This window comes from Robertmurraya mangrovi (assembly GCF_034427655.1).
In the GTDB taxonomy this organism is placed as follows: Bacteria; Bacillota; Bacilli; order Bacillales; family Cytobacillaceae; genus Robertmurraya_A; species Robertmurraya_A mangrovi.
The window spans coordinates 413,159-438,311 of the sequence record NZ_JAXOFX010000001.1 but is presented as its reverse complement, the minus strand read 5'-3'; the positions used below and the strand labels follow the sequence as shown (position 1 = coordinate 438,311).

Annotated in this window: 25 protein-coding genes and 2 riboswitches; of the genes, 8 read left to right on the top strand and 17 right to left on the bottom strand. The window is 35.1% G+C overall.

Annotated features, from left to right (window positions below):
- Window positions 1-135: 135 nt before the first annotated feature.
- Entirely contained in the window at window positions 136-576 is a 441-nt protein-coding gene (locus tag SM124_RS02205) for a MarR family winged helix-turn-helix transcriptional regulator (protein WP_322444852.1), read from the bottom strand.
- 273 nt (window positions 577-849) lie between these two features.
- On the opposite strand from SM124_RS02205, the gene SM124_RS02200 reads away from it, so the two are divergent.
- Window positions 850-2,355 carry an ATP-binding protein gene (locus SM124_RS02200; protein WP_322444851.1) on the top strand — a complete coding sequence of 502 codons (1,506 nt, stop codon included), beginning with the start codon at window positions 850-852 and terminating at the stop codon, window positions 2,353-2,355.
- Window positions 2,356-2,388: 33 nt separating this feature from the next.
- On the opposite strand, the gene SM124_RS02195 is transcribed toward SM124_RS02200, so the two are convergent.
- Entirely contained in the window at window positions 2,389-3,387 is a 999-nt protein-coding gene (locus SM124_RS02195; protein ID WP_322444850.1) for a phosphotransferase enzyme family protein, read from the bottom strand.
- Between the two features lie 166 nt (window positions 3,388-3,553).
- Here SM124_RS02195 and SM124_RS02190 point away from each other — a divergent pair, with 166 nt between their 5' ends.
- On the top strand, window positions 3,554-4,792 hold the full coding sequence (locus SM124_RS02190; RefSeq protein ID WP_322444849.1) for an MFS transporter: 1,239 nt from the start codon (window positions 3,554-3,556) through the stop codon (window positions 4,790-4,792).
- Between the two features lie 54 nt (window positions 4,793-4,846).
- Here the strand turns inward: SM124_RS02190 and SM124_RS02185 are convergent, their stop codons facing one another.
- Window positions 4,847-5,374 (bottom strand): hemerythrin domain-containing protein, encoded by a 528-nt coding sequence (locus SM124_RS02185; RefSeq protein ID WP_322444848.1) that lies wholly within the window; start codon window positions 5,372-5,374, stop codon window positions 4,847-4,849.
- 243 nt (window positions 5,375-5,617) lie between these two features.
- On the opposite strand from SM124_RS02185, the gene SM124_RS02180 reads away from it, so the two are divergent.
- Window positions 5,618-5,938: a hypothetical protein gene (locus SM124_RS02180; RefSeq protein ID WP_322444847.1), complete on the top strand. Its 321-nt coding sequence runs from the start codon at window positions 5,618-5,620 to the stop codon at window positions 5,936-5,938.
- A gap of 217 nt (window positions 5,939-6,155) precedes the next feature.
- Here the strand turns inward: SM124_RS02180 and SM124_RS02175 are convergent, their stop codons facing one another.
- From SM124_RS02175 to SM124_RS02160, 4 genes are all read right to left on the bottom strand, one after another.
- Window positions 6,156-6,440, bottom strand: a complete 285-nt coding sequence (locus SM124_RS02175; protein ID WP_322444846.1) for a ferredoxin family protein — start codon at window positions 6,438-6,440, stop codon at window positions 6,156-6,158.
- Window positions 6,440-7,735 (bottom strand): FAD-dependent oxidoreductase, encoded by a 1,296-nt coding sequence (locus tag SM124_RS02170; protein WP_322444845.1) that lies wholly within the window; start codon window positions 7,733-7,735, stop codon window positions 6,440-6,442. The genes SM124_RS02175 and SM124_RS02170 overlap by 1 nt, the downstream gene beginning before the upstream one ends.
- Window positions 7,728-8,753, bottom strand: coding sequence for an electron transfer flavoprotein subunit alpha/FixB family protein (locus SM124_RS02165; protein ID WP_322444844.1), 1,026 nt, complete (start codon window positions 8,751-8,753; stop codon window positions 7,728-7,730). Before SM124_RS02165 ends, SM124_RS02170 begins: the two co-directional genes overlap by 8 nt.
- 71 nt (window positions 8,754-8,824) lie before the next feature.
- Window positions 8,825-9,643 (bottom strand): electron transfer flavoprotein subunit beta/FixA family protein, encoded by an 819-nt coding sequence (locus SM124_RS02160; protein WP_322444843.1) that lies wholly within the window; start codon window positions 9,641-9,643, stop codon window positions 8,825-8,827.
- A 625-nt stretch (window positions 9,644-10,268) separates the two neighbouring features.
- Between SM124_RS02160 and SM124_RS02155 the strand changes: the two genes are divergently transcribed.
- Together SM124_RS02155 and SM124_RS02150 are read left to right on the top strand one after the other, a co-directional pair.
- Window positions 10,269-11,009 carry a ZIP family metal transporter gene (locus SM124_RS02155; RefSeq protein WP_322444842.1) on the top strand — a complete coding sequence of 247 codons (741 nt, stop codon included), beginning with the start codon at window positions 10,269-10,271 and terminating at the stop codon, window positions 11,007-11,009.
- Between the two features lie 180 nt (window positions 11,010-11,189).
- Entirely contained in the window at window positions 11,190-12,101 is a 912-nt protein-coding gene (locus SM124_RS02150) for a YitT family protein (protein ID WP_322444841.1), read from the top strand.
- Window positions 12,102-12,162: 61 nt separating this feature from the next.
- Here the strand turns inward: SM124_RS02150 and SM124_RS02145 are convergent, their stop codons facing one another.
- Complete coding sequence (locus SM124_RS02145) at window positions 12,163-12,714, bottom strand: PilZ domain-containing protein (protein ID WP_322444840.1); 552 nt, start codon at window positions 12,712-12,714, stop codon at window positions 12,163-12,165.
- A gap of 140 nt (window positions 12,715-12,854) precedes the next feature.
- Window positions 12,855-13,103, bottom strand: coding sequence for a Spo0E family sporulation regulatory protein-aspartic acid phosphatase (locus SM124_RS02140; protein WP_322444839.1), 249 nt, complete (start codon window positions 13,101-13,103; stop codon window positions 12,855-12,857).
- Between the two features lie 307 nt (window positions 13,104-13,410).
- On the opposite strand from SM124_RS02140, the gene SM124_RS02135 reads away from it, so the two are divergent.
- Window positions 13,411-14,325: a DMT family transporter gene (locus tag SM124_RS02135; RefSeq protein WP_322444838.1), complete on the top strand. Its 915-nt coding sequence runs from the start codon at window positions 13,411-13,413 to the stop codon at window positions 14,323-14,325.
- 154 nt (window positions 14,326-14,479) lie between these two features.
- Here the strand turns inward: SM124_RS02135 and mtnD are convergent, their stop codons facing one another.
- The 5 genes from mtnD to SM124_RS02110 all read right to left on the bottom strand — a co-directional run bounded on the left by mtnD (window position 14,480) and on the right by SM124_RS02110 (window position 19,093).
- Complete coding sequence (mtnD, locus tag SM124_RS02130; RefSeq protein ID WP_322444837.1) at window positions 14,480-15,013, bottom strand: acireductone dioxygenase; 534 nt, start codon at window positions 15,011-15,013, stop codon at window positions 14,480-14,482.
- A gap of 17 nt (window positions 15,014-15,030) precedes the next feature.
- On the bottom strand, window positions 15,031-15,666 hold the full coding sequence (locus SM124_RS02125; RefSeq protein ID WP_322444836.1) for a methylthioribulose 1-phosphate dehydratase: 636 nt from the start codon (window positions 15,664-15,666) through the stop codon (window positions 15,031-15,033).
- A complete protein-coding gene (locus SM124_RS02120) occupies window positions 15,663-16,325 on the bottom strand; it encodes a 2-hydroxy-3-keto-5-methylthiopentenyl-1-phosphate phosphatase (protein ID WP_322444835.1) in 663 nt (220 codons plus the stop codon). Before SM124_RS02120 ends, SM124_RS02125 begins: the two co-directional genes overlap by 4 nt.
- Window positions 16,325-17,548, bottom strand: coding sequence for a 2,3-diketo-5-methylthiopentyl-1-phosphate enolase (mtnW, locus tag SM124_RS02115; RefSeq protein WP_322444834.1), 1,224 nt, complete (start codon window positions 17,546-17,548; stop codon window positions 16,325-16,327). Before mtnW ends, SM124_RS02120 begins: the two co-directional genes overlap by 1 nt.
- Before the next feature lie 169 nt (window positions 17,549-17,717).
- Window positions 17,718-17,833: riboswitch (SAM riboswitch) on the bottom strand.
- Window positions 17,834-17,920: 87 nt separating this feature from the next.
- Entirely contained in the window at window positions 17,921-19,093 is a 1,173-nt protein-coding gene (locus SM124_RS02110) for a pyridoxal phosphate-dependent aminotransferase (RefSeq protein ID WP_322444833.1), read from the bottom strand.
- Between the two features lie 184 nt (window positions 19,094-19,277).
- Between SM124_RS02110 and SM124_RS02105 the strand changes: the two genes are divergently transcribed.
- Together SM124_RS02105 and mtnK are read left to right on the top strand one after the other, a co-directional pair.
- Window positions 19,278-20,060, top strand: coding sequence for a carbon-nitrogen family hydrolase (locus tag SM124_RS02105; protein ID WP_322444832.1), 783 nt, complete (start codon window positions 19,278-19,280; stop codon window positions 20,058-20,060).
- A 92-nt stretch (window positions 20,061-20,152) separates the two neighbouring features.
- Window positions 20,153-20,308: riboswitch (SAM riboswitch) on the top strand.
- Window positions 20,309-20,393: 85 nt separating this feature from the next.
- Window positions 20,394-21,572: an S-methyl-5-thioribose kinase gene (mtnK, locus tag SM124_RS02100; RefSeq protein WP_322444831.1), complete on the top strand. Its 1,179-nt coding sequence runs from the start codon at window positions 20,394-20,396 to the stop codon at window positions 21,570-21,572.
- A 61-nt stretch (window positions 21,573-21,633) separates the two neighbouring features.
- Here mtnK and SM124_RS02095 read toward each other — a convergent pair whose 3' ends face one another.
- From SM124_RS02095 to SM124_RS02085, 3 genes are all read right to left on the bottom strand, one after another.
- Complete coding sequence (locus tag SM124_RS02095; protein WP_322444830.1) at window positions 21,634-22,215, bottom strand: DUF2087 domain-containing protein; 582 nt, start codon at window positions 22,213-22,215, stop codon at window positions 21,634-21,636.
- 173 nt (window positions 22,216-22,388) lie between these two features.
- Complete coding sequence (locus SM124_RS02090) at window positions 22,389-22,883, bottom strand: methylated-DNA--[protein]-cysteine S-methyltransferase (RefSeq protein ID WP_322444829.1); 495 nt, start codon at window positions 22,881-22,883, stop codon at window positions 22,389-22,391.
- 37 nt (window positions 22,884-22,920) lie between these two features.
- Window positions 22,921-24,720: a PAS domain S-box protein gene (locus SM124_RS02085; RefSeq protein WP_407691368.1), complete on the bottom strand. Its 1,800-nt coding sequence runs from the start codon at window positions 24,718-24,720 to the stop codon at window positions 22,921-22,923.
- Between the last annotated feature and the right edge of the window lie 433 nt (window positions 24,721-25,153).

Here is a 25,153-nt window from a genome sequence, read left to right as displayed (position 1 = left end):
ATTATACCTAAAATGGACGAATTAGTCTATTAAATGTATGAAGCTAAAATACATCTTATTTACTTCTCTATATAAGGTCATAAAAAAAAGACCAATCTGGCCTTTTTAATGAAATCCTGTCTAACTAGAGAGCTTTTAATATTTGCCTACGGATAACCCAAGCTTTTTCAATAATTCAATGGCTGTCTCTCTTTCTTCAAAAGACAACTCGGATACTAACTCATGAATTCTTTGTTCATGTTGCGGAAAGATCTCTTCAATAAACTGCTTCCCTTTTTCCGTAATGCTGGCATATGTTACTCTGCGGTCATTAGGGCAAGCTGTTCGTTTTAAATAATCTTTTTGTTCTAATTTGTCTACTACATAGGTTATACTACCACTTGCTAATAAAATTTTTCCGCCAATTTGCTGGAGTGGTTGGTCCCCTTTATGATAAAGAAGTTCTAATACAGCAAATTCAGTTGGATTTAAACCATATGTTTGGATCAGTTTATTCACATGTTCATTTACAGCTCGGTATGCCCTTGATAGGACAATAAATAATTTAAGTGATTGTTTTACATCTTCAGATCCCATGCTATTCATTCCTTTAAAGATTCCTATCTCTTTTTAGAATTACCTTAAAGAGCTTACCACTATTATAAGAAAAGAAAAGAAACTATGTCAATTTACTTAGGTGAAGCAAGCTTCATTGAGGGGAAAACACCTAAAAAAATTAGCTTGTTGCATTGGTAACAATAGAATTTATTACTATTAATGAACCATTAATTAAACTTAATATAATGGTATAATGATAAGGTTACCTCTCTTTCAAATCTAAACAAAATCCTAAATTTCGGAGTCATTAGTATGAAAAGTACTTTAAGAAATATTTTTATATATTTACTATTTGTCGGGGTACCCACTGTTACCTTAAGTTTTCTATTTATTAATCATTTAATCAAACAGGATTTAGAAGACCGAGTGAAACATGCAAAATGGGAAGCCTCTATACATGAAACACACTGGGACCAATTTATTACTGAAACGGTTAATACTGTAAAAATACTATCTCTTACAGTGGAAACCACAATGAATAACCCTGAACAAATGAAGCCCCTCTTACAAAGAGCTCAAGCTACAGATCCACGATATGGTGGTCTTTTCTTGTTAGATGACCAAGGAATGGTCGTTACCGGATCGAATACATTATTAGATCAAAATGATTTCACAAACGATAAGTATATTTTGGATGTCATTAAAACAAAGGATGTCATTATTTCTAATAAGGTAGAAAAATTGCAAAATGGACAAGAAGTAATTGGTTTAGCTGGTCCTGTATTAGATAGAAGTAAACGGCTAGAATACGTTATTGTTGCATTACTTCGGGTCGATTACATCCAAAATATTATGAAGGTTTTAACCCCTGAAACAGAGCTTGTCTTAACGAATACGTACAATGAATTAATGATTAGTTATAATTTGTCAAATGAGGAAGAGATAAAATTAAATGAAAACTGGGTTACGTATCCTATTACACGGCTCCCCTGGAATATTGTTGTCCATTTACCGAAACAAGACCACGAGGGAATAATAAAAAAATCTGTTTTAATTATTCTATCCATTTTTTCTCTTATGCAAATTTCGTACATTTTCATTAAATATCTCATGTTAAAACGACAAGCGATTGCAGAGAAAAAACAAAATGAGGCACAAAAGTTAGAACTAGTTGGAACACTAGCAGCCAGTACAGCTCACGAAATAAGAAACCCACTGACTGGTATTAAAGGTTTAGTTCAGCTGTTAAGTGAAAAATATAGAAACGACAAAGATGATCAGTTTTATTTTTCAGTCATTAACGAAGAAATTAAGCGGATTAACCAAATTGTTAGTGAGTTTCTAATATTAGGAAAGCCGACTGCTTTAAAAATGGAAACTTGTGATTTAAGAACCGTCATACAAGACCTCCACCCTTTAATATCTTCAGAGGCGAACCTTTATCATGTAAATTGGACCAGTACTCTACCGATTGATCCTGTCATTGTTTCATGTACGAGGGATCAAATGAAGCAGGTCATTTTAAACGTGACAAAGAATTCTCTAGAGTCAATGTCCGACGGAGGGAACTTGAACATTCTTCTAAAAAGGGAAGATGATGTATGTAAAATTGACATTATTGATACAGGAATCGGAATTAAGAAAGAAGACTTAGAAAAAATCTTTATTCCCTTTTACACTTCTAAGGATAGTGGAACTGGATTAGGATTAGTCGTATGTAAACGGATTATTAATTCCTTTGGTGGCGACATAACAATCCGAAGCCAAGAACAAAAAGGAACAACGGTAACCATTACTTTACCTCTAATAAAACAGTAAAAAAAGTGAAGGAGCTCCTTCACTTTTTTTTATTTACACATTCACATCAATAATGGCTTCTTTATTTTCTACTCTCATTTTAATTTCACTCATCAGTGCTAAGATTCTTTCATTCCTGTCCTCAGGAGCAATCTTTTTATGGAATACAGCGTATAATACAACATCCCTAAGTCTCATAAATAACGGTAACTGTTCTTTCCATCCATCAGGCAGTTTATGTTCTGTTTCATATCCTTCGATAAACGACTCGAGATACATATTCCCAAAACGGTTACGTTCTTCTTGATTTCCATTTGGATATCGGTATAACACTGAATAATATACTGGTATCGCAATATCAGAAGTAAACCATTGGTAACTACAATCATCAAAATCAAAAACATGAATTTCATGACCATCAAAGAAAAAGTTCCCAGAGTGGATATCTGTATGTATTAACCCATAATTCTCCTTCGTCTTTGGCAATGATTTCAACTCAACTAATAATTCCTGAGCATTTTTGATAATGCTTTGCTCCTCTGATGATATATAATCCTCTACATTTAGTAAATCATCATCGTCCCATTGTGGTCTTTTCTTAACATTTTCCGGAAGAGTATATTGAATCGTTTCATGGTGCATTTTACCGATTGTTTTTCCCCATGCATAGAAAAGTTTGGGATTAAATTTTTCATCATCATTTACTTTTACAGGTTCCCCTTGTGCCTTTGAAAATAAGCTTCCGAAAAAATACGTTCCGTCACTTGCTTGTAACGTTTCTACAAACTCATTATTTGGGGACAAATAACACTTTGGCACATTTACACCTTTATCGTTTAAATAATTCATCCAATCCAGTTCAGATAGAAGGTCTGCTTTATCTCGATGAGAACTGTGTGTCACTCTTAAAATAAATGGAGTTCCTTCCTTATAAACTTCGTAAACATAATTCTCAAAGTCTCCAAGCTTCTTAAACTCTGGTTCCAGTGAGAATCGCTTTAAGAACTCTAGCTTAATATCATCTGTAAATACTAAGTCAACTGTTTTCTCCATGAGTAAGTACCCTCCCTTCATTTTTTTCCATTATATCCTAATAAAATAAAAAGTAGTAATCACATTCATTTTTTTAGGAAATCGAAATAAAATGGTTTTGAAATTCCATAATTTCTAGTAGAATAATTCCATAAAGAATCCAGAAAAATTGAGGAGAAATAAACACATGAGTGGAACAGCCGTTGCGTCAAGACCGATAGAAAATTCTCAAGCAAAAACTAGTTATAAAATTTTATTTATCATTGGTTTGTGCCATTTATTAAATGACTCTATTCAAGCTATAATTCCTGCTATGTTTCCGATATTAGAAAAGTCGATGGGGTTAACTTTCACACAACTCGGTATTATTGGATTTTCATTGAATATTGTGTCATCCGTTATGCAGCCTGTCATTGGGATGGCAACTGATAAGAGACCGATGCCTTTTGCTTTGCCACTAGCTTTAACCTTTACCTTTTTCGGTATTATTGGATTATCCCTTGCACCAAGCTTTGAATTGATTGTATTATCTGTTTTACTTATAGGTTTAGGGTCATCCATCTTTCATCCAGAAGGCTCAAGGGTAGTCTATATGGCTGCTGGCGCCAGAAGAGGGCTTGCTCAATCCATTTATCAAGTGGGGGGAAATTCCGGTCAGGCATTAGCTCCACTAATTACTGCTTTAATTTTAGTACCTCTAGGTCAGATTGGAGCCGCTTGGTTCACGATAGTTGCAGCAATTGCTATTGGGCTATTAATCTATATTGCTAATTGGTATTCTAATAAACTACGTATAGAAACCATTTCTAAAGGAAAAAAATCTAGTCCAACTTCTCATCAAAAGGCACTATCCAAACAAATCGGTTTTTATCTATTTATTATTTTGTTCTTAATTTTTGCTCGATCATGGTATATTTCAGGAATTACTAATTTTTATACGTTTTATGCAATTGACAAATATTCATTCACCATCACTCAAGCACAGATTTACCTTTTTGCTTTCCTAGTAGCAGGAGCTTTTGGAACATTTTTTGGCGGCCCACTGGCTGATCGATTTGGAAAAAAGAATATTATCTTTTTGTCCATGATCAGCACGGCACCGTTATCTATCTTGATTCCATTTGTCCCTTCTTCCCTTGCTTTAATACTCTTAACGATTAGTGGATTTATCTTGATGTCAAGCTTCAGTGTAACTGTTGTTTATGCTCAAGAACTAGTACCAGGTAAAATCGGAACAATGGCAGGTTTAACGGTTGGCTTAGCATTCGGAATGGGAGCCTTAGGTTCAATTGTACTTGGATATTTAATTGACTTAATCGGTTTATCAACTACCATTATTTTAACCGGATTCTTACCTCTATTAGGGTTATTAACCTTATCCCTTCCATCTGATAAAAAAATCGCTGAGTTGTATAGTCAAGAATAAATAAAGAAGAAGAAGCTGTCATGTGGCAGCTTCTTCTTTATCCATTAAATAACATTATCTAATCACATTAATTTTCGTTAATAGTTCTTCCTTTTCCTCTTCACTTAGCATACTTTCTGCCATTGGAAAAAGAACATTCTCTTCCTTAGAAAAGTGTTCGACTAAGATGTAGTTAGCCTGTTTAATTAAGCTAGCAAGTTTTATTTGTTCTTCTCTCGTAAACTTGATATCTTTTTTCGTTTGTTTAATAAATTCTCCAATTAGCGACTTAGCTTGGTCATGTTCATATTCCATAACTGCAATCGGACCCATTTCTTTGCCAATATATGCAGCCATCATTGGAAACAATACTCCTTCTTCTCGTTCAGAATGTGGATCTAACCCCAATATAAATTCGTTTACAGACTGAATTAATTGATTAAATTCTTTCTCTGAATTTTCAAATGTCTCTACATTTTCACTAATATTTAATAACGTCTCTAACATATCTAAAAGCGGAGGGTGCTCTTCTTTCAATTGCTGTAGACCTACACAAAGTTTAACGGGTTGATTACCAATCATCGAACTCATACATCCTTGCATGTTGAGATCCCCTTTCCAACTATAAGTAATTTGTATAATGTTATTATAATTGGATTAAACAACCTCTGTAGTGATTGAAGTCACAATCTAACCATTATGTATAACTAAGTACAGAAGCAAATATAAGCGGTCTAACTTTTCGAAAAATTTTAACAATTTAAAGGTAACTTTTGCTTTTTCTACATATAATAATGGTAATAGATGCTCCTTACTATTTATGACTAATGAAAAGGAGGGATTTTAATGTTTGATCATCATTATCGGGATTTTTACCAAACAGCCTTAATTCCTATCGATAACCTATCGACCGTAGTGGATGCAAATTACACACATTGGTTAATTGCTTTGTCAGGAAGATTGAAAGACAGTCAGAAAGAATATTATATATGGAAGGTTGTTGTGTACCCAGCAGACAGTGAAGGAAGTTTTGAGTGGCTAGAAGAACCGTATTCAACTGAAAGCTATGATTGCTTCCATAAAGCATGTGAGTCTGCTAGAGAGATAGAACAGAACATTCGTAATCAAGAGTTCGTTTTTGTAAATCTTAAAGAGAGAATAAGCTAAATAATTCCCCTTCTTCCATGCACCACATTTCTTTTTCCCCTTCTATGTGAAATTCCATACATATAGTTCCTTATGACTAATCAAATGAAGTGAAGACAACGAAACAAACGGTTTAAACTATACTAGTGGACATGCACCTAATCTTTAAATTTCGAATAAATAAAAAAGCACCCCAACTAATTTTTGGCGTGCTCATGTAGGCAAAGTTTCTATCTCATTATGCTAACCTAAAAACAATCCCATGCCCGCCCTTTGGATATTCCCACTTAATATTTTGATAGGGGCATCCTATTCGGCAGCTTCCGCACTCATGGCAGCCTTCGTAACCAACCTGCATTCTTGTACCTTCCCATTTATACACTTCCGCTGGACAGAAGATCGTACAAATTTTATCAGGACATTGAGTCATACAAACATCGTGATCTAAAACGGTTAAATGAGATTTAGTATCGCATTTAAATCGCAGTAAATATTGTTTTTCCTCGATGTTTTTTGTTGACATTATTTCACCGCCTTCCAAGCACGATACATATCCTGTATCACTTTAAAGGTTCCTTTTTCACCAGTTATGCTACGCATAATCTGTTTTTGTTTATCTCTTTTGGGAGTACCATCGACAGTAAAGAACTTGCTTGCTGCTTTATTGATCATCGGTATATAATCTTTAAAATATTGCGGGTAATGCTCAAACGTGTGGGCTGCGTCTTTATATTTTTCTAAATCTTTTATAATAAAGCTTTCATACAGTGCTTCACGGTAATGATTTAAGCAAGATTCACTGTAATCTTCTCGTTCTTTTGCCCGAATGACTGCTTCTGCGGCCATTTTACCTGATGCCATTGCCATGTTGGATCCTTCCCTGTGTATGGCATTTACTAATTGTGCTGCATCTCCTACAACCAGTACGCCGTTGCCTGCCACTCTAGGTACAGAACGGTATCCACCTTCAGGGATAAGATGAGCTAAATATTCTGCAGATTCCCCTCCAGACAGCAGTGGCTTAACCATCGGATGGGTTTTTAAATAATCTAGTAAATCATAAGGCTTTAACTTGGCTTTGATCATACTAGAAAGCGTCGTTCCTACACCAATATTGACACTCTCCTTATTCGTATAGATGAAAGCGGTTCCAAGATTTCCTTTCGTTGAATCTCCAAAAATCTCGATCGTACAGCCTTGATTATCTTCTAGATTAAAGCGGTCATTGATTTTATCTTTTGAAAGATTAATAACTTCCATCACCGTTAAGGCTACTTCATCTGGTCTGAATTCCTTATGAAAGCCAAGAGACTTTGCTAATAAGGAGTTAACTCCATCGGCTAAAACGACAACATCGGCATATACATCCCCGTCTGGACGGTCTGTTCTGACACCTACTACTTTTCCATTCTCTACAATACACTCAGTTACTACGGTTTCATTAATAAGTAGAACACCTTCTTTAACTCCTTTTTTGGCAAACCATTGATCAAAAGGCGCCCTTAAGACAGTAAAATTATTATAGGGTTCAACTCCCCATTCTAATCCTTTATAACCAAAAGTGATGGTCGATTCTTTATCCATCGCCCAAAACCGTTGTTCAATAACTGGTCTTTCTAATGGAGCTTCCTTCCAAAACTCTGGAATGATTTCCTCCATTTGTTTTCGATAAAGGACACCCCCCATTACATTCTTACTTCCAGGATATTCTCCTCTTTCAATCTGTAATACTTTTAAACCATTCTTTGCACAAGTATATGCACAAGAGGTTCCTGCTGGGCCTGCCCCTACAACAATGACATCAAATTTTTCAGGCATAACTAATCTCACCGCCTTCAGCTTTACGAATCTCTTTAAATTGTTTAATTAACTTTGGTACAATCTCCAAGGCGTCGCCTACAATTCCATATGTGGCAACATCAAATATAGGTGCATTAGGGTCTTTATTAATAGCAATAATGAGTTCAGAGTTTTTCATTCCAACAACATGTTGGATTGCTCCAGAGATACCGATAGCGAAGTACACTTTTGGTGTAACCGTTTCACCAGTCTGACCGATTTGATATTCATGAGGCAGCCAACCCGCTTCTACTACATCTCTAGTTCCACCTACACTAGCACCAATCGTCTCAGCTAATTCATGTATTAATTGAAAGTTTTGAACATCTCCCATGCCTTTTCCACCACAAACAATAACATGTGCTTCCGCTAAACTAGCTGTTTTTGTTACATCCTTCACAATATTAATTACTTTTGTGCGCATATCCTCTTCTTTGAGTGATATCGTTTCCTCAATAATGCTACCTTGCTTATGATCATCTGGCTCGAGTGCTTTCATTACTTTTGGACGTACTGTTGCCATTTGGGGACGATGTTTTTTACATAGAATCGTAGCCATAATGTTTCCACCAAAGGCTGGTCGACTAGCTTCTAGTAATCTCTTCTCCACATCGACGTCTAGCATGGTCGTGTCTGCTGTTAAACCCGTACATAAATCCGTTGCAACAGCACTAGCTAAATCTTTTCCATTAGGAGTCGCTCCATATAAAAAGATTTCCGGCTTATATTTTTCAGCTAACTGGATAACACCCCTCATAAATGATTCCGTTCGATAGTGTTTGAGGACAGGGTGGTCAATTACATATACTTTATCAGCTCCGTATGAAATTACCTTTGAACTTAACGGTATTACCCCATCTCCTAATAGGACACCAGCAAGTGGTACTTCAAGCTTATCAGCTAGTTTTCTCCCAGCACCTAAAAGTTCAAGAGAAACACCTTCTATTTCCCCTTCGTTTTGCTCAATGAATACCCAAACCCCGCGGTATCCCTCCATCTTGCAAGCCCCCAATCAAAGCAGATTTAAACCTTTTAGCATAGTTAGACAAATAAAAATACTATTGTGTATCACTTCACATTAAAAAGTTCTTTCTGTTCCATAAGAACTTCCATCAACCGACTGATTTGTTCATCTGTTGTACCCTCTATTCTCTTTCCTCCCTCGGCTTTTGGTGGTGAGAACATTTTGCCTACGATGGTTGGTGAGCCTTTTAAACCAAGTTGAGTTTTATCTACATCATTTAAATCATTAACCGACCAAATAATTGGTTTATATCTAGCAGCCTTAATCATATTTGGCATAGGAGAATATTCAATGTCATTTATTTCTTTTTCAACGGTTAATAAGCAAGGCATATTCACTTGGAGAAGCTCATATCCATTTACAATCTTTCTCTTAATGAGGACTGTTCTTTCCTGTTCATTTACTTCACATACTTCTATAACATTTGTTACTGGAGGTATATCCAATCTCCTAGCAATACCTGGACCTACTTGACCTGTGTCTCCATCTATGGCATGCTTACCACAAATAATCAGATCAATGGACTGATTTTCAGATATTTTATCCAGTGCTTTAGATAGTGCATAACTTGTAGCTAAGGTGTCTGCACCGGCAAAGGCTCGATCTGATATTAAGTAGCCTTCATCAGCACCAATTTCTACACTTTTTTTGATGATTTCTACAGCTTGTGGTGGCCCCATTGATAAAACAGAGATATGCCCCTTACCAAGATTACCCTTAATTCTAACAGCTTCTTGTACTGCATGTGCGTCATAAGGATTTAATATGGCTGGTGCACTTCTGCGGTCGAGAGTGTTTGTTTTAGGATTAATCTTAATGATTTTTGTATCTGGCACTTGCTTAACACAAACGACGATATGCATGTTTACAAAAACCTCCTTGTCTAAAAATATGAATCTATTTTGTTAATGCTTTTATAACGGTATATGACTTGCGATAAAAGCATAGTACAAACAAATTTCTCATCATTTGAGGACGATAATAAAGTTAAAAGATTTCTTAAAGATTGTCACTAGAAAGAAAGTACACACACTGCAATTGGTTTGCATGATATAAACTATTAATTTTAATAAAAGAGAAGGCATACTATGATATAGAAATAATAAAAATTAAATGTGTTTAATAAATGACAAGCATTATATTAAAAATTTTTAGCATACTTGCACAAACTTAAAGGTAAAGGAATTAACTATATTTGATGAAATTAATTTTTGATTATGATTAAACTTAGTAGTTGTATGAAGGATAGAGAGGTGCTTTAGAGTGTTGCCGCGTATATTCAAAAGTATTATCTATACATCCAAATAATACTTATAATATAAATAAAATTTAATTCTTAACAATGATAAAAATCACAGTTTTAAGTGCAGCATCATATACCTAGATATATCAATATACATCTAGGTTGAAAAAGCACGAAACCTAATTGTGCGAAAATACACTGTTACTTATAATAGTGTTTAACATCTAATCATGGGAGGAACGATTATGAAAGAGGTAGTCATCGGAAGTGTTCTCTCCGCCATGTCTACAGGCTTAGGTGCAGCAATTATTCTATTTATGCACCGATCGATAACACACCGTTGGAGAGATATATTACTTGCTTTTACTGCAGGAATTATGATGGCAGCTTCCACAATGGGTTTAATCCCTGAAGCTTTAAGCATAAGTGGATTTGTACCGGTAATGATTGGGGTATTCCTTGGGGTTTTTACGTTAACTCTTTTAGAAAAGAACATCCCACATATTGATCTTGAGCACACTAGTCAGAAATATGACATAGAATTTGACCAAAAAGCTATGTTAATTATTGCAGCCATCACCCTTCACAACATACCTGAAGGACTTTCAGTTGGAGTTAGCTATGCCTCTGGTACAGAAACAGGGACAGGTAACTTAATCGCTTTTGCTATTGGTTTACAAAATGCACCTGAAGGATTTTTAGTTGCATTATTTCTAGTAAACCAAAAAATTGGTAAATGGAAAGCATTTATTGTCGCTACACTTACTGGAGCAATCGAGATTGTTACTGCCTTACTAGGTTACTATTTAACATCCTATGTCGCAGTACTCGTGCCTTATGGCCTTGCATTTGCTGCTGGTGCCATGTTATTTATTATCTATAAAGAATTGATTCCAGAAAGCCACGGAGACGGTAATGAGACAACTTCTACGTATGCTTTTATCATAGGCTTACTATTTATGGTTTTATTAATAGAAATGTTTTAATAAATATAATCTTAATTTTATAGCACAAAGCACATCCGGTACGAAGCTGGCTGTGCTTTTTAATTATTTAAAAATCTATTATTTATTTCTACTTTTTTCTTATTATGGTTTGAAATTCTTCGCCAATCTAATATTTTTTATTATAATAGGTATAAAGAAACTTTTTTGAGAGGTGCATGGATGGAAAAAGAGATAGCTCTAGAAACAATTTCAACACAAATTCAATCTAAGATTGAGCACAAAAAGTTATCAAAAGGAAACGTCTTTCGTCGATTTATTTTTATGCTAATAGGGGCCATTTTAATGGCTGTTGGAATTGAGATTTTTCTTATCCCTAATCAGATTATGGACGGCGGAATTGTTGGGATATCCATTATTCTTTCACATTTATCTGGTATTAAACTTGGACTTTTCTTATTCGTTTTAAACTTGCCGTTTTTCTTTGTAGGCTACAAACAAATCGGAAAGACCTTTGCCATATCCACATTATTTGCCATTACCGTCCTTTCTATTTCAACTGTATTCTTTCACCCTGTACCTGCATTTACAGATGATATTTTGCTAGCCACTGTCTTTGGAGGAATTGTATTAGGATTCGGGGTCGGTCTTGTAATAAGATATGGTGGCTCTTTAGATGGTACAGAAATATTAGCCATTCTAATAAACAAGAAAAGCCCTTTCTCGGTTGGTGAAATTATCATGTTTTTTAATATTTTTATTTTTGGTACCGGTGGATTTGTTTTTGGTTGGGATCGAGCTATGTATTCCATTCTTGCTTACTTTATAGCCTTCAAAACCATTGACATTGTTATTGAAGGATTAGACCAATCAAAATCTGCCTGGATTATAAGTGACAAGCATTCGGAGATTGGGGATGCGATATTAGCACGACTCGGCCGTGGAGTGACATACTTAAAAGGTGAAGGCGCATACACTGGTGACGATAAAAAAGTTATATTTTGCGTAATCTCCCGTCTAGAAGAAGCAAAATTCAAATTAATCGTTGAAGAAATTGACCCAAATGCCTTTCTAGCCGTTGCAGATATTGCTGAAGTAAGAGGCGGAAGGTTCAAAAAGAGAGCCATTCATTAAAAAAATAATCTTATATAATTTCATAAATAAAAAGTAAAAGGGCTAGTATATACTAGTCCTTTTAGATTTGTCTAAGCTGTGTTTGAAGAATAAATTTACGTATATAAAATAACTTATCCTCTTCAATGGAATCAATAATACATCCATATCGAAAGCCTTTCTCAAGTTGTACCTCGTTCTTAATTTTAAGTTTACACTCCACCATGTTTGTTTCTAGCATAAATTCAACTCTATAAAGAGTAGTTATATCTAGCGCCTGTAACGACTTTAAAGCAAGTCCATGCAAACTAATGTCCACTAGTGAAACATTAATTTTATTATTTAATGAGGACGCATTAGATAATTCTCCGTCTAGATTCAAAGGGCATCGAACACTTTTCCGTCTATTACTAAGTGTATCCTTACCAATAAGCGGAATGAATAAGTATAAATTGTATTGGCTTTTTTTTATGACGGTTGCCTTCATACTCTCTTTCTCGATTAGACAGATTACAGATTCTCCCGTTTTAAACATGTCAGGCTGTTTAACCAAGACATTCATCATCTCACCCTCAATGTTAAACATTGCGGCAGGAATCTTATTTCCATTGTTTATAATGATAATGTTCTCCATAATTCATACCTCGAGTAAAGAATAGAAAGCTTGATTTTAAAAGTTTATTAGTACAACTAGATTTATATAATGGATATTAAAATTCAAAAACATAAAGGAAGATCAATAAATGACCTTCCTTCTCTATTACATATGAAATTTTAAACATTTACAAGTGCTTTTGGCCAAATTAACATCATATGTTTATAAATATATTTTAATTCTCTTACTTCTTCTGCTCTTCTATTATGTTTACCAAAGGTACATTGATACTCAAATATCAATTTATCTAGTTCCTGACTATAGCGGATAGTATCCTCACTGGTAAAACCACTCTTCTGTGCTGAATTAATCATCTTCTCTCTCTTTTCTTGGATCTCTTCAAGCAATTCATTATGATTCCGGCACACCTACTACTCCTCCTAACCCCTACCCTGTTGCTTTAACGCCTTAATAAAAAAAAAGACTACTGCAAAATTATTACAAGAATTTCTATAAAAGTAAATAGAATCGCAATATTAGACAAAGTTTTTCTAAAGAAATTAAATCCGACAAAAAACTAGATTTTCTGTTCGTTATTTTCGACAAAAATAGAGATGTTTTACCATACTCATTATCAAAAAAATTACATGACAAAAGTAAAATATAGGAGTAAGATTTTACTATTAGCTTTTATTTTGTAACATTCTACTAATTCCGTCTTTACGGAGGTCAAATATGTATTTCTACTATCTATTACTGTTACTGACTAGTTTTCTTTGGGCAGGTAATTTTATTGCCGGTAAGTTTATGGTTGGACATGCAAGCTCACTCGTCCTTACTGAAATTCGGTGGGTTATCGCCATTATTGCCCTCGTTCCTATCATATTCATAAAAGAGAAAACTTTTAAATTTAATAGAAAAGCACTACTACCCTTAATAGGTATGGGTGCCACTGGAATCGTCATCTTTAACTTATTTATGTTCCTTGCCTTAAAACACACAACAGCAGACAATGTTGGGTTAATATCGACTTTAAATCCAATTGCAATAGCGATTTTTAGTTTTATTTTCTTTAAGGAGAAACTTTCTCCACAAAAGCTTTTTGCTATTGTCATTTCATTTATTGGAATCATCATTGTTCTAAGCCATGGGGACTTTAGTCGACTATTAAATCTCCATTTTAATATGGGTGATTTTTATATGATAATCGCAGTTGCTGCCTGGGGTTTATATTCGACTTTTGGAAAAATGGCAATGAATACTGTTTCACCATTTCTATCTACTTTTTGGTCTGGTGTATTTGGGGTCATCATGATCCTTCCCTTCATTTCGACAGACATTAAGATTGTTGATGCAGACTCTAGTTTTTGGATTGCCTCTTTATATACAGGAATTGGAGCTACGGTATTAGGAATGGTATTTTGGAATATTGGTGTCAAACAAGTTGGAAGCACGATGTCAGGTATGTTCCTTAATTTCAATCCGATCTTTACTGCTGGCTTAGCCTATGTATTCCTAGGTGAACGGATGGGGGCAGCGCAATGGACTGGTGCTTTTATCGTAATTGTTGGGGTCCTTTTATTTACTAATGATACGTTGTTTTCTAAACTTACCTTCCATTCAAAAAAGGTAAGCAAATTGCCACAATAACGAATAGACAGGGACCTTTACATAGGTCGCTGTCTATTTATTTTTCCAAGAGTCAAGTGCCATCCGCTCCAATATATTCGGCATGAGTACAAACTCTCTAAATCTATATATATATAAATAGAGGACATCGTTTAAGACGTCCTCTACCTATACATTAAGCTTGCACTTCTTCACTTTCGTAAATTGGTACCCAACCTTCAGTTGTAACGAAAATACGAACGGCTACCACTTTTCTATCTTCCTGTAATGTGAAGTAATGACGTACATATTCTGGAACAGAAATTAAGTCACCTGGATCTAAAAATACTTCAAAAAATTCCCCGTCTTTGCCTTGGATGATAAACACTCCATGACCACTTACGATGAAACGAACTTCATCATCCGTATGGTGATGTTCTTTTTGAAAGTTTGCTAGAAGCTGGTCAAGGTTTGGTGTATTTTCTGATAAGGAGATTACATCCTGTGCTTGGTAACCTCTTCTTTCAGAGATATCCTTAATTTCACCTGCAAAAACCTCTAAAATCTCTGCTTTTTCCCCATCTGTTAAAAGAAATTTTTCCTCTAAATGTGTTGGAAGTTTTGCAATATCCCATTTTTCATAAATAACCTCATTTTTTTCTAAGAAAGCTAATACTTCTTCAAATCCTCTAATTTCTTCTTTTGTATTTTGAAATACGATATGTGCCATTTTACCGTTCTCCTTTTTTATACGACTTTAAATAGTTGATATGGTTTATGTTCAAGTAATCTTAATTGATAACGGAATAAAAACTCTGATGCCTCAAGAACTTTCTTTGCTTCAAATGCATCTTTTCCCCAAACGGTAATTCCATGATTTCTAATCAGTACAGCGCCTGAATCCTCTGAAATATGTTCAGAAAATGCTTTAGCTAATGTTGGAATATGTGCATAGTTATGAATAATAGGAATCTTTAAAACAGCATCTTCATCCCATTTATTAAATGCTTTAATTAACTCTTGCCCTTTAAACTTTACTTCACCTTGATCTCCATAAATCTCAGATACAATGTTATTGTCAATCGTGTGGACATGAAGGCTACAACCAGCATTTGTTCTACGATAAATCTCAACATGAAGTAATGTTTCAGCTGATGGTTTAAGATGAGTATCGCCTACAGGACGACCAAACTCATCAACTAATAGAAAATCCTCATCTGTCCGTTTACGTTTATCTTTTCCACTTGCTGTTACAAGGAATTGTAGTGGATTATCGCTAACCTTAATAGCCAAATTCCCACTTGTCCCCATGAACCAATCACGTTCTGCTAATTCGTCTTTAACATCAGCTAGTTCATTCCAGCGTTTTTCTAGTAGACTCATACTCTCACCCCAGTCAGTTTTTTTATCTCATTTATACAGTCATAAAAGGTTGTAAATGGACTATGGTTTAACTCCAGTTCATTACACTTAGTCAGTAATAAATCTCTTGCTAATACAAAATCGGCTTGTTTGGCTGCTTCTACATCTGTAATCGAGTCACCAATAACAATTTTAAATAGTTGGTCTCCTTCAAGTTTTCTAATAACAGAAGGCTTACAACATCCACAGTCATTCGTACATTCTTCGTCACAGCTATTCGGCCACATAATCTTTATATATTCACCTGTAAAATCAGATCCGTTACAGTATAAATCTTCAAAAGGTCCAAAAGGTTCCAATATGGAATGAACAAAGAAATCAATTCCTCCACTGACGATATATAGTGGAATTTCTTCTTCTTTAAGGAAATCAACAAATTCCTTGAAACCAGCTCTAATTTTTGCCTGTTCATTTGCGAAAGTATTGATTTCCTCTTTCATACTGCTAGGTAATAGTGCAAACATTTTTCCGACTCCCTCTCTTATGGAGATTCGTTCGGATAAAATATCGTCTTTTAATGTCTCCCATTCAGGTGGGGCAAATTGTTTCATGATTGCAATTATATTGTCTTTTTCTGTAATCGTACCGTCAAAATCACAGAACACTGCTAGCTTTTTCATTATTCAACCACCTCAGTACAACCCCATAAATCAATCGCTTTTTTCAGTTCAGGTAATTGGGATGCTTGATTTTGTAATCTTTTACCTTGCAAGGCAACATCAATCGCCTGTCTGAAAGCAATTCCTCCACCTTTAGCACCGTCAGGATGACCATGAACTCCCCCACCTGCATTAATCACACTTTCCACTCCAAAATCACGAACGAGTAAAGGGACAAGGCCAGGATGAATACCCGCAGATGGAACTGGGAAACTAGTTTTAAACTGATCTTCAGAAGTTAGTGCAGCTCCGATTGAAAGTGCTGCTTCTTTTTCTAACGCAACCGACCCGTAAGGTGATGGGAACAATGATAAGTCAGCTCCAGCGTATCTAAGTAGTTTTCCTAGCAACAATGAATGTGAGATTCCATAATATTTTGATGATGTAAGTGCCCCACTCACGGCTGGGTGAGCCATAAACGGTAGAGCAATCTCGTTGTCTTCCACTAGTTCCTGTAAAACATCTATTCCATAGGCAAAGACATTAAATAATAACAGGTCAGCTCCGAGTTCTGAAGCACGTTTCGCTTTTTCTTTCAGTTCAAATGTTCTTCCAGTTAAGTTCACGGCATACAGCGTGCGATGGCCAGTTGTTTCATAAACTTGCTCTAACACTTTCTTGCCTTCTGTAATGCGTTTTTCGAATGACGCTAACTCATTTTCAAAAAGAATCTCATCGTCTTTTACTAAGTCTACTCCACCTAGAGCCTGTTCTCTAAGTTGATTTACAAGGTAAGGAATGTCACGACCAATAACCCCTTTAAAAATACTCATTAACAATGGTCGATCAAAAACACCAACTTTTTCACGTATGCCTTGGATACCAAACCTAGGTCCTGGGAAATGTGTTTTTAACTCTTCTGAAAATTCTAAGTCTAGTAGTTTAACTTTTCCATCCAATGATAATTTTCCAAAAACAGTTGTAAGGATTGCTGGTAAATCAGCAGAGAAGTTAACCGTTGGGTATGCGATTTTTATTAACGCTACTGTATCCTTTGTCCCCGTTTCTTCTGGGAGGCCCTCAATTGAAACGACACGTCCCTTATGTTTTCGAAGTTGATTTTGTTCTAACTCTGGTAAATGGGTCCACGATCCAACCGTCAATCCTAGTGCAATTTCCTCCGCTTTTTTTTCTGGGTTGTGTTTAGAATCGTGTATTAAGTATGTGGCGATAATTTCACTCATGGTTGGTCTTCCTTTCATTTCTACTTTAACGTGCTACTTATTTAATCGAGAGAAGTCCAGCTGCAGAATCCTACTAGTATTCCAGCCTTCTCCTAGTCATTTATAAGATTAGTTCATAAAAACAAAAAACCTCTTCAGACAGAAGAGGTTAGTAAATACAACTAACATCTCCTCATCTATCAGCTTTTCGCTGCAAGAATTAGCACCGTGCTTATTTTTTCGAAAAAAAATAAGTCGGTTGCCGGGCTTCATAGGGCTAGTCCCTCCGCCTGCTCTTGATAAGAAAACGAATTATTTAAATATTCATTTGTTTTGTACGAATCAAATTAATTAGGATTATGTCAGCTTTTTGACTATTTGTCAATGAGAAAATTAAAAAATATTTAAAGATTTTATTCTCGCAACCGCTTCATGCATTCTTTCTTCCGTAGTCAGTAACCCTACTCGTACATAGCCTTCTCCCCAAGTTCCAAAGCCGATACCAGGAGCAACAGCAATATGCGCTTTTTCTAGTAAATAATCAGCAAATTGTTCTGATGTATTGCCTTCTGGTACCTTTAGCCATGCAAAAAAAGATCCTTTTGGAGCAGTCACATTCCAGCCGATAGACTGAAGCCCCTCTATAAGAACATTACGTCGGCTTTCGTAAAGGTCGTTCAATTGTTCTACACAGTCTTGTGGTGCCGTTAAAGCTTCGACAGCCGCTTCTTGTACTGCACCAAATAAACTAACATATAAATGATCTTGAAGTAAATTTATAGCTGCAATGACACTTTCATTTCCAACTGCGAAACCAACACGCCAACCAGCCATATTGTATGTCTTTGATAATGTATATATTTCAATTCCGATCTCTTTAGCACCTTTTGTTTGTAAAAAACTAATCGGCTTTTGGCCATCAAAACCAATAGCTCCATAAGCAAAATCGTGTACCACACAAATATCATGTTTTTTTGCAAGCTCGACCGTTTCTTCAAAAAAAGCTTCCGTAGCCACAGCCCCAGTTGGATTATTAGGATAATTTAAAAACATAAGCTTTGCCTTATCTAAATCCTCTTGACTTAACTCAGAGTAATCAGGCAAAAATTGATTCTCTTCTTTCAATGGCATTGTTATCATTTCCGCTTTTGCTAACGCCACTCCTGACCAATAGTCTGGATACCCAGGATCTGGAACAAGTAATGAATCACCTGGTTCTAATAAACATTGTGGAATTTCAACTAACCCAGCTTTTCCACCGAATAAAATAGCCACTTCTTTATTAGGATCAATTTCCACACCGTACTCTCTTAAATAAAATTGAGCAGCTGCTTCTTTTAACGATTGAAATCCTTGAAACGGTGAATATTTATGATTGATAGGGTTAGCTGCAGCGCTCTGTAGTCTTTTTACAATATGTTCTGGCGTAGGCTGATCTGGATTTCCTTGCCCTAAATTAATGACATCATGACCATCCTGAATATATTTATTTACCTTTCCAACAAGACTAGCAAAGAATTGCTTTGGTAAACTTTTTAATAAACTAGACTGAGGATAAACTTTCATATACACACCTGCTTTTATTAGAATAAGAGTATTTGTATTTAACTTTATAATATTAAAGTAATTCAGAAAAATTTTTATTGAAAAACTAGTCACAAATGATATATCGTATTAGACGACTTGTAAAGTGTTTTTTTATAACAAAATCATTTCTCTACTAACCAAATCTCAAAATGAGGTGACCATATTGACTATTAAAGTCTCATGTATACAAATGGATATTGCTTTTGGCTTACAAGAAGAAAATTACAAGAAAGCTAGCTCTCTAATTGAAAAAGCAATGCTAGAACAACCAAATATCATTGTCCTTCCTGAACTATGGACTACTGGGTACGACTTAACTAGATTAGATGAAATAGCAGATGAACAAGCTGAGAAAAGTATTTCATTCTTAAAGAACATAGCTCAAAAGCATCAAGTACATTTAGTTGGTGGATCTGTTGCGAACAAAACATCAGATGGAACCTTAAATACACTCCTTATTGTAAGTAAACACGGCGAATTGGTTCACCAATATAGTAAACTACACTTATTCAAATTAATGGATGAGCATTTATATTTGTCTGCTGGTCAGGAAAAGGGACTATTCTCTTTAGATGGTCAAATTTACGGTGGTGTCATTTGTTATGATATCCGCTTCCCTGAATGGATACGAGCTCATACAACAGAAGGAGCAGAAGCCCTATTTGTTGTTGCTGAATGGCCTCTTGCGCGACTAAACCATTGGCGCTCTCTTTTAATAGCTAGAGCCATTGAAAATCAATGTTATGTTATTGCTTGTAACAGAGCTGGCTCCGACCCGAACAATCAATTTGCTGGTCATTCTATGATTATTGATCCTTGGGGTGAAATTATAGCTGAAGCAGGTGAAGGCGAGGAAATCTTAACAGGTTCTATTGATTTAAATAAGGTAAAAGAAGTAAGAAAAATGATTCCTATTTTTGATGATAGACGTCCTGAACTGTATTAGCACGGTTTAAAAATGTCTTGCAAAAGTGATTGACAGAATATTTTGTTCGCTGTATGATTTATCAAGTAATTAACCGAATATTAATAGTTTTACTCTTATCAAGAGCAGGTGGAGGGATTTGGCCCGATGAAGCCCAGCAACCGACCGTAATTCCATTGTAAGATGGGGCGAGAAAATCGCCGGATATTCATATCCATAAGGCACGGTGCTAATTCCAGCAGAAAGGGATACTTTCTGAGAGATAAGAGGTGCGAAGACGAATCTTCAAGCCTCTTTCAAATGAGAAAGAGGCTTTTCTTATGTTGAAAAGCCTCCAGTTAAGGAGGAAATAATATGACTTTATTACAACAAAAAAAATATGAACCACTTACGGAAAGCTCCGCTATTGCCCTAGCTGTTCGTCTGCGAATATTTCCGACAACAAGTGTTTTAACCTGTAAGGAAATTGGAGACGGAAATTTAAATCTTGTCTTTCGAGTTATCGACAATCAAACAAGTAAGAGTATTATTATTAAACAGGCTTTGCCTTATGCAAAAGTAGTTGGTGAAAGCTGGCCGTTGACTTTAAAAAGGGCAACGATTGAAGCAGAGGCTTTAAAATTTTTCAAGACTTTAGCTCCTGATTATGTACCGACCGTTTTCTATAGTGATCAAGAGTTTGCCATTACCGTAATGGAGGATTTATCACACTTAACCATTGCAAGAACAGGGCTCATTCAAGGTCAAAGATATCCTCTCCTAGCAGAACATCTTGGAGAGTATCTAGCAAATACTTTATTTTATACTTCTGATTTTGGTTTGGATCAACAAAAGAAAAAAGAGCTTGTTGCTAAGTTTATTAATCCTGAGCTTTGCAAAATTACAGAAGACCTCGTCTTTACTGATCCATTTTTTAATTCCCCTACAAATGAATTTGAAACTGAGTTAGAGAATGATGTAAAAGGATTGTGGTCGGACCAACAATTAAGATTACAAACGGCATTATTAAAAAAGAGTTTCTTGACTGAGGCTGAAGTATTATTACACGGTGACCTTCATACAGGTAGTGTGTTTGCTTCAGAAACAGAAACGAAGGTAATTGATCCAGAGTTTGCTTATTTTGGACCTGCAGGATTTGATTTAGGTCAGGTCATTGCAAATCTACTTTTCCAAGCTATTGCCTTTGAAGAAAAACGAGACATCATTCTAAATGATATTGAAACTTTTTGGAGAGTATTTGTAGAACATTTTTCTACATTATGGAATACACAGAATGTTGAACCATACTCCATTACGGAAGGATATTTATCTATAATAATAGACAAATATCTAAAAGACGCCATTGGGTTTGCAGGATGTGAACTAATTAGACGGACCATTGGCCTTGCACACGTTGCTGACTTAGATGGTATAGAAGATTTAAACAACCGAATTCATGCAAAACGTTCTGCATTAAAAATAGGCAGACATTTTATCTTAAGTAGAAACGATTATAAAAGCATTACCGATTTATTACGAAATCTAGAGTTTTAATTTATATAACGCCCAAATTTATTTGGGCGTTATATAAATATATTTAAGCTTTTATAGGCTACTACTCAGATTTAGCCCACATTTCCTCTGGATTTAATTCATATATCCCGTTTTCTCGATACATATATTGATTGATAATGAATTCTCTTCGTATAGTTGCGTAATCTTCATGGAACTGTTTTATATACTCGTTTAGCTCTTTTTCTTCATATTTTTTCCCCATTTTCAATCCACGAATGATATGTTCAAAAACAAATAGCTTTTTCTTTCTTTGTGCTGGAATATTTTTCAGCTTACCTTCTTTAGTAAAGAAATTTTCAATAACCTTCTGTTTCTCTACATTCACTTCCTGCATTTTAATATTCTCTCCCTTTGTATCAGCTAAATCTAACAAACTTTTCGCTGCTTGATTCAACACTGATGTATTTAAATGAAAATAAACCGTATTCTTATCACGTCGATCGTAAACAAGACTTACCTCTCTTAGTTTGTTTAAATGATGGGTAATAGTAGGTGGTGTTAAGCCTAATTTGCCTGCAATCGCTTGACCATGTAACGGTCCTTTTGCCAAGAGGTTAATAATTCTTATTCTAGTTGGATCACCCAATGTTTTATGAAAAGCTACCAGTCTGTTTAATTGCATGCCATGACCTCTTTAAAATTTAATTAGATTATTATCTAATTAGATATATATCAAATTAATACACCTATTGTCAACTGAAATTGTCAGCATTATGGAAATAAAAAAATCCCCTGATGCTATTACCTACATTAGTAGATAACGCATTCAGGGGAGGTCCCATAAATTTGTGTTCATTATTTCTTAAAACCCGCTCCCTCTAATGTTAGGAGCCTTTCTTTAATATCTGTTCTAGTCCCTGCATAACCAGTCAATGATTGATTCTTTCCTATTACTCGATGACAAGGAATGATTATGGGGAGCTGATTTGCTTTATTTGCTTGACCAATTGCCCGAACAGCTTTAGGATTGTTAATCAGATTAGCGACCTCTTGATAGCTCAATGTTTCACCAAAAGGGATGTTTTTAAGTACATTCCAAACGGATTGCTGAAATGAGGTACCCTTTTGTTCAATGGGAAGATCAAACTGTTTTCTTTGTCCTGAGAAATACTCTTCAAATTGCTCCATTACTAAAGTAAGAAAATCATTATTTTGGTCATGCCTGATTTCCTCTGCCTGTAAACTTCTATTAAAATCCTCTTCACCAAGAGAGATGGACACTACTTTTTCGTTTTCCGATATAATATAAATTGCTCCAATAGGTGATTGATAGATAGAAAAAACTTTCATTTTTCTCACCTCCACATTGTAAAGATTTTACTTTCTATCAATTAGACTCAGGCAGATAAATATGAAAAACGGTTCCGACACCCACTTCACTTTCTACTTCAATAAGTCCTTTGTGCTCTTCAATTATTCGATAAGTAACCATTAAACCAAGTCCCGTTCCTCTATCTTTTGTTGTATAGAAGGGCTGACCTAATTTTTTTATTTTTTCTTCTGGTATACCAAATCCTTCATCCCGAATGGAAATGTGGATTCTCGAATCAGAAGTAGTGGTAGCTGTTACCGTAATCGTCCCACCCTTATCCATGACTTCAATTGCATTTTTAATAATATTAATGAAGACTTTCTTAAGTTGATTGGGTTCACAAAATAATGGTGGTATATCATCGGAATAATCTAATTTAAATACGATGTTATGAAGCATCGCTTGTGCATTCAATAGATTAACCGTTTCAGTTAGAATAACCCTTATATCTTGTTCAACAAATTTAATTGCTTGAGGTTTTGCTAAGATTAAAAACTCATTTATAATCGAATCTATCCTATTTAATTCAGTTGTTATAACATCAAAATACATTGCGTTCTTATCGGTTACAGAATCCTCTAATAACTGAATGAATCCTTTTAACGCTGTCATCGGATTCCGAATTTCATGGGCGATACCTGCAGCGAGTTCACCTATTACATTCAATGTATCAGACTTATGCAACCTTTCTTCTAATTCTAGTTTCTCAGTAATATCTTTAAAAACTGTTAAGCTAAGATTAGAAATTACATTATATTTTGTAGAAAACTCAAAGTGTTTATTTTCTCCAGAATTAAGGGTGACATTAATCGTACCACTACTCTTCCCATCTGTTTCCAACAATCTTATCTGTTCATGTAATTCTGTTTGTGGATATTCACAATCACTGAGGATATTTTTTAATGATCGTCCAACAATATGTGCCTTAGGAACATTAATCATTTTTTCCCCAGCTGGATTAATATCTACAATTTCAAAATGGTCATTCCAAAGTACAAAACCTTCAAGTGCTCCTTCAAAGATACTTCGGAATCTACTTTCACTCTCCCGCAAGTCCTGTTCCATCTGGTATCTTTCCGAAACATTTCGAAAAATTGACATGTGGTACCCATCAACCGCATAAAGCTTGGAAGTAAATTCAACATATTTTTTCTGGCCATTAGGCATTAAAAATAAAGTTTCATCTCTAACAGAACCTGTATCTTTTAATGTTTTTATAAAACTATAATAAGGTGCATTTTTCTTATAAACAAAGTCATTTAGTTTTTTATTGATTAATTCATCTAAGCTACATTCAAAAAGCTTACACGCCGCTTCGTTTGCATTTACCACTCTAGTTTCATTATCCCAGAAGACGATAGCATCAAGTGCCTCTAAAAATAGCCCTTCATATAGCTCTGCATTTTTCTTTACCTTTTTTTCTAAAAGCAGTTTTTCTGTGACGTCTCTTAATATAGAAACATATAATTGATGATCTACTAAAGTACTTGTAGTAAAGTCAAAGTCTATGATGCTCTCACCATTTATTATAGGAAGATGTCCCTTAACATGTTTTTTATAAGATAAGATTTCCCATTGCTTTTCTATTTTAAATTGTTTTTCTTTTGGAACTAAGCTCTCAAGTGTCTGTCCAATTAGGTCTTCTTTTGTACGGTTTAATGTAATACAAATAGAAGGGTTCACATCTACTATTTTTCCTTTGGAATCAAATATGATAATTCCTTCTGTAATATTTGAAAAGATGGTATTCATCAAATTAGATGGATCATCTTGAGCAAATTGATAATTATTTATATTTTCTTCATTTGTGTCCATTGAATTGGCTTGTGTCTCTTTTTTCACCTTATCTCCCCACTTTGTTTTCCTAAGCTCATTTCGTTAATATGTATTTTCTACACCATTCGATAGAATTCCTTTTTAATATCATTAATTAAGAGTAGAGGTTTATGATTGTTTTAAAATTTCTATTAAGTTGATATAAAATTTTTGAGTCAGTAGCATGTTATTTTAGACATATAATTTAGCCCGTTGATTTCCGCTCCGGGCACTTGCTTTCCGCAGGGAGGGATGGGAGCCTCCTCGGCGTGCCGCCTGTGGGGTCTCCCATTCCCTCTATCCCTGCAGGAGTCAAGTGCCCTCCGCTCCAATCAACTCAGATCATTACCCTAAACATATTTTTAAAAAAACACTACACAGCCTATATCAAAAGGCCGCTTCTTATTAGAAACGACCTTTTAATAGAATCATA

Excerpts from the sequence above, each read along its gene's own strand:
- SM124_RS02205 (WP_322444852.1), bottom strand. The coding sequence starts at position 576 with ATGGGATCTGAAGATGTAAAACAATCACTTAAATTATTTATTGTCCTA.
- SM124_RS02200 (WP_322444851.1), top strand. The coding sequence starts at position 850 with ATGAAAAGTACTTTAAGAAATATTTTTATATATTTACTATTTGTCGGG.
- SM124_RS02195 (WP_322444850.1), bottom strand. The coding sequence starts at position 3,387 with ATGGAGAAAACAGTTGACTTAGTATTTACAGATGATATTAAGCTAGAG.
- SM124_RS02190 (WP_322444849.1), top strand. The coding sequence starts at position 3,554 with ATGAGTGGAACAGCCGTTGCGTCAAGACCGATAGAAAATTCTCAAGCA.
- SM124_RS02185 (WP_322444848.1), bottom strand. The coding sequence starts at position 5,374 with ATGCAAGGATGTATGAGTTCGATGATTGGTAATCAACCCGTTAAACTT.
- SM124_RS02180 (WP_322444847.1), top strand. The coding sequence starts at position 5,618 with ATGTTTGATCATCATTATCGGGATTTTTACCAAACAGCCTTAATTCCT.
- SM124_RS02175 (WP_322444846.1), bottom strand. The coding sequence starts at position 6,440 with ATGTCAACAAAAAACATCGAGGAAAAACAATATTTACTGCGATTTAAA.
- SM124_RS02170 (WP_322444845.1), bottom strand. The coding sequence starts at position 7,735 with ATGCCTGAAAAATTTGATGTCATTGTTGTAGGGGCAGGCCCAGCAGGA.
- SM124_RS02165 (WP_322444844.1), bottom strand. The coding sequence starts at position 8,753 with ATGGAGGGATACCGCGGGGTTTGGGTATTCATTGAGCAAAACGAAGGG.
- SM124_RS02160 (WP_322444843.1), bottom strand. The coding sequence starts at position 9,643 with ATGCATATCGTCGTTTGTGTTAAGCAAGTGCCAGATACAAAAATCATT.
- SM124_RS02155 (WP_322444842.1), top strand. The coding sequence starts at position 10,269 with ATGAAAGAGGTAGTCATCGGAAGTGTTCTCTCCGCCATGTCTACAGGC.
- SM124_RS02150 (WP_322444841.1), top strand. The coding sequence starts at position 11,190 with ATGGAAAAAGAGATAGCTCTAGAAACAATTTCAACACAAATTCAATCT.
- SM124_RS02145 (WP_322444840.1), bottom strand. The coding sequence starts at position 12,714 with ATGGAGAACATTATCATTATAAACAATGGAAATAAGATTCCTGCCGCA.
- SM124_RS02135 (WP_322444838.1), top strand. The coding sequence starts at position 13,411 with ATGTATTTCTACTATCTATTACTGTTACTGACTAGTTTTCTTTGGGCA.
- mtnD (WP_322444837.1), bottom strand. The coding sequence starts at position 15,013 with ATGGCACATATCGTATTTCAAAATACAAAAGAAGAAATTAGAGGATTT.
- SM124_RS02125 (WP_322444836.1), bottom strand. The coding sequence starts at position 15,666 with ATGAGTCTACTAGAAAAACGCTGGAATGAACTAGCTGATGTTAAAGAC.
- SM124_RS02120 (WP_322444835.1), bottom strand. The coding sequence starts at position 16,325 with ATGAAAAAGCTAGCAGTGTTCTGTGATTTTGACGGTACGATTACAGAA.
- mtnW (WP_322444834.1), bottom strand. The coding sequence starts at position 17,548 with ATGAGTGAAATTATCGCCACATACTTAATACACGATTCTAAACACAAC.
- SM124_RS02110 (WP_322444833.1), bottom strand. The coding sequence starts at position 19,093 with ATGAAAGTTTATCCTCAGTCTAGTTTATTAAAAAGTTTACCAAAGCAA.
- mtnK (WP_322444831.1), top strand. The coding sequence starts at position 20,394 with ATGACTTTATTACAACAAAAAAAATATGAACCACTTACGGAAAGCTCC.
- SM124_RS02095 (WP_322444830.1), bottom strand. The coding sequence starts at position 22,215 with ATGCAATTAAACAGACTGGTAGCTTTTCATAAAACATTGGGTGATCCA.
- SM124_RS02090 (WP_322444829.1), bottom strand. The coding sequence starts at position 22,883 with ATGAAAGTTTTTTCTATCTATCAATCACCTATTGGAGCAATTTATATT.
- SM124_RS02085 (WP_407691368.1), bottom strand. The coding sequence starts at position 24,720 with ATGGACACAAATGAAGAAAATATAAATAATTATCAATTTGCTCAAGAT.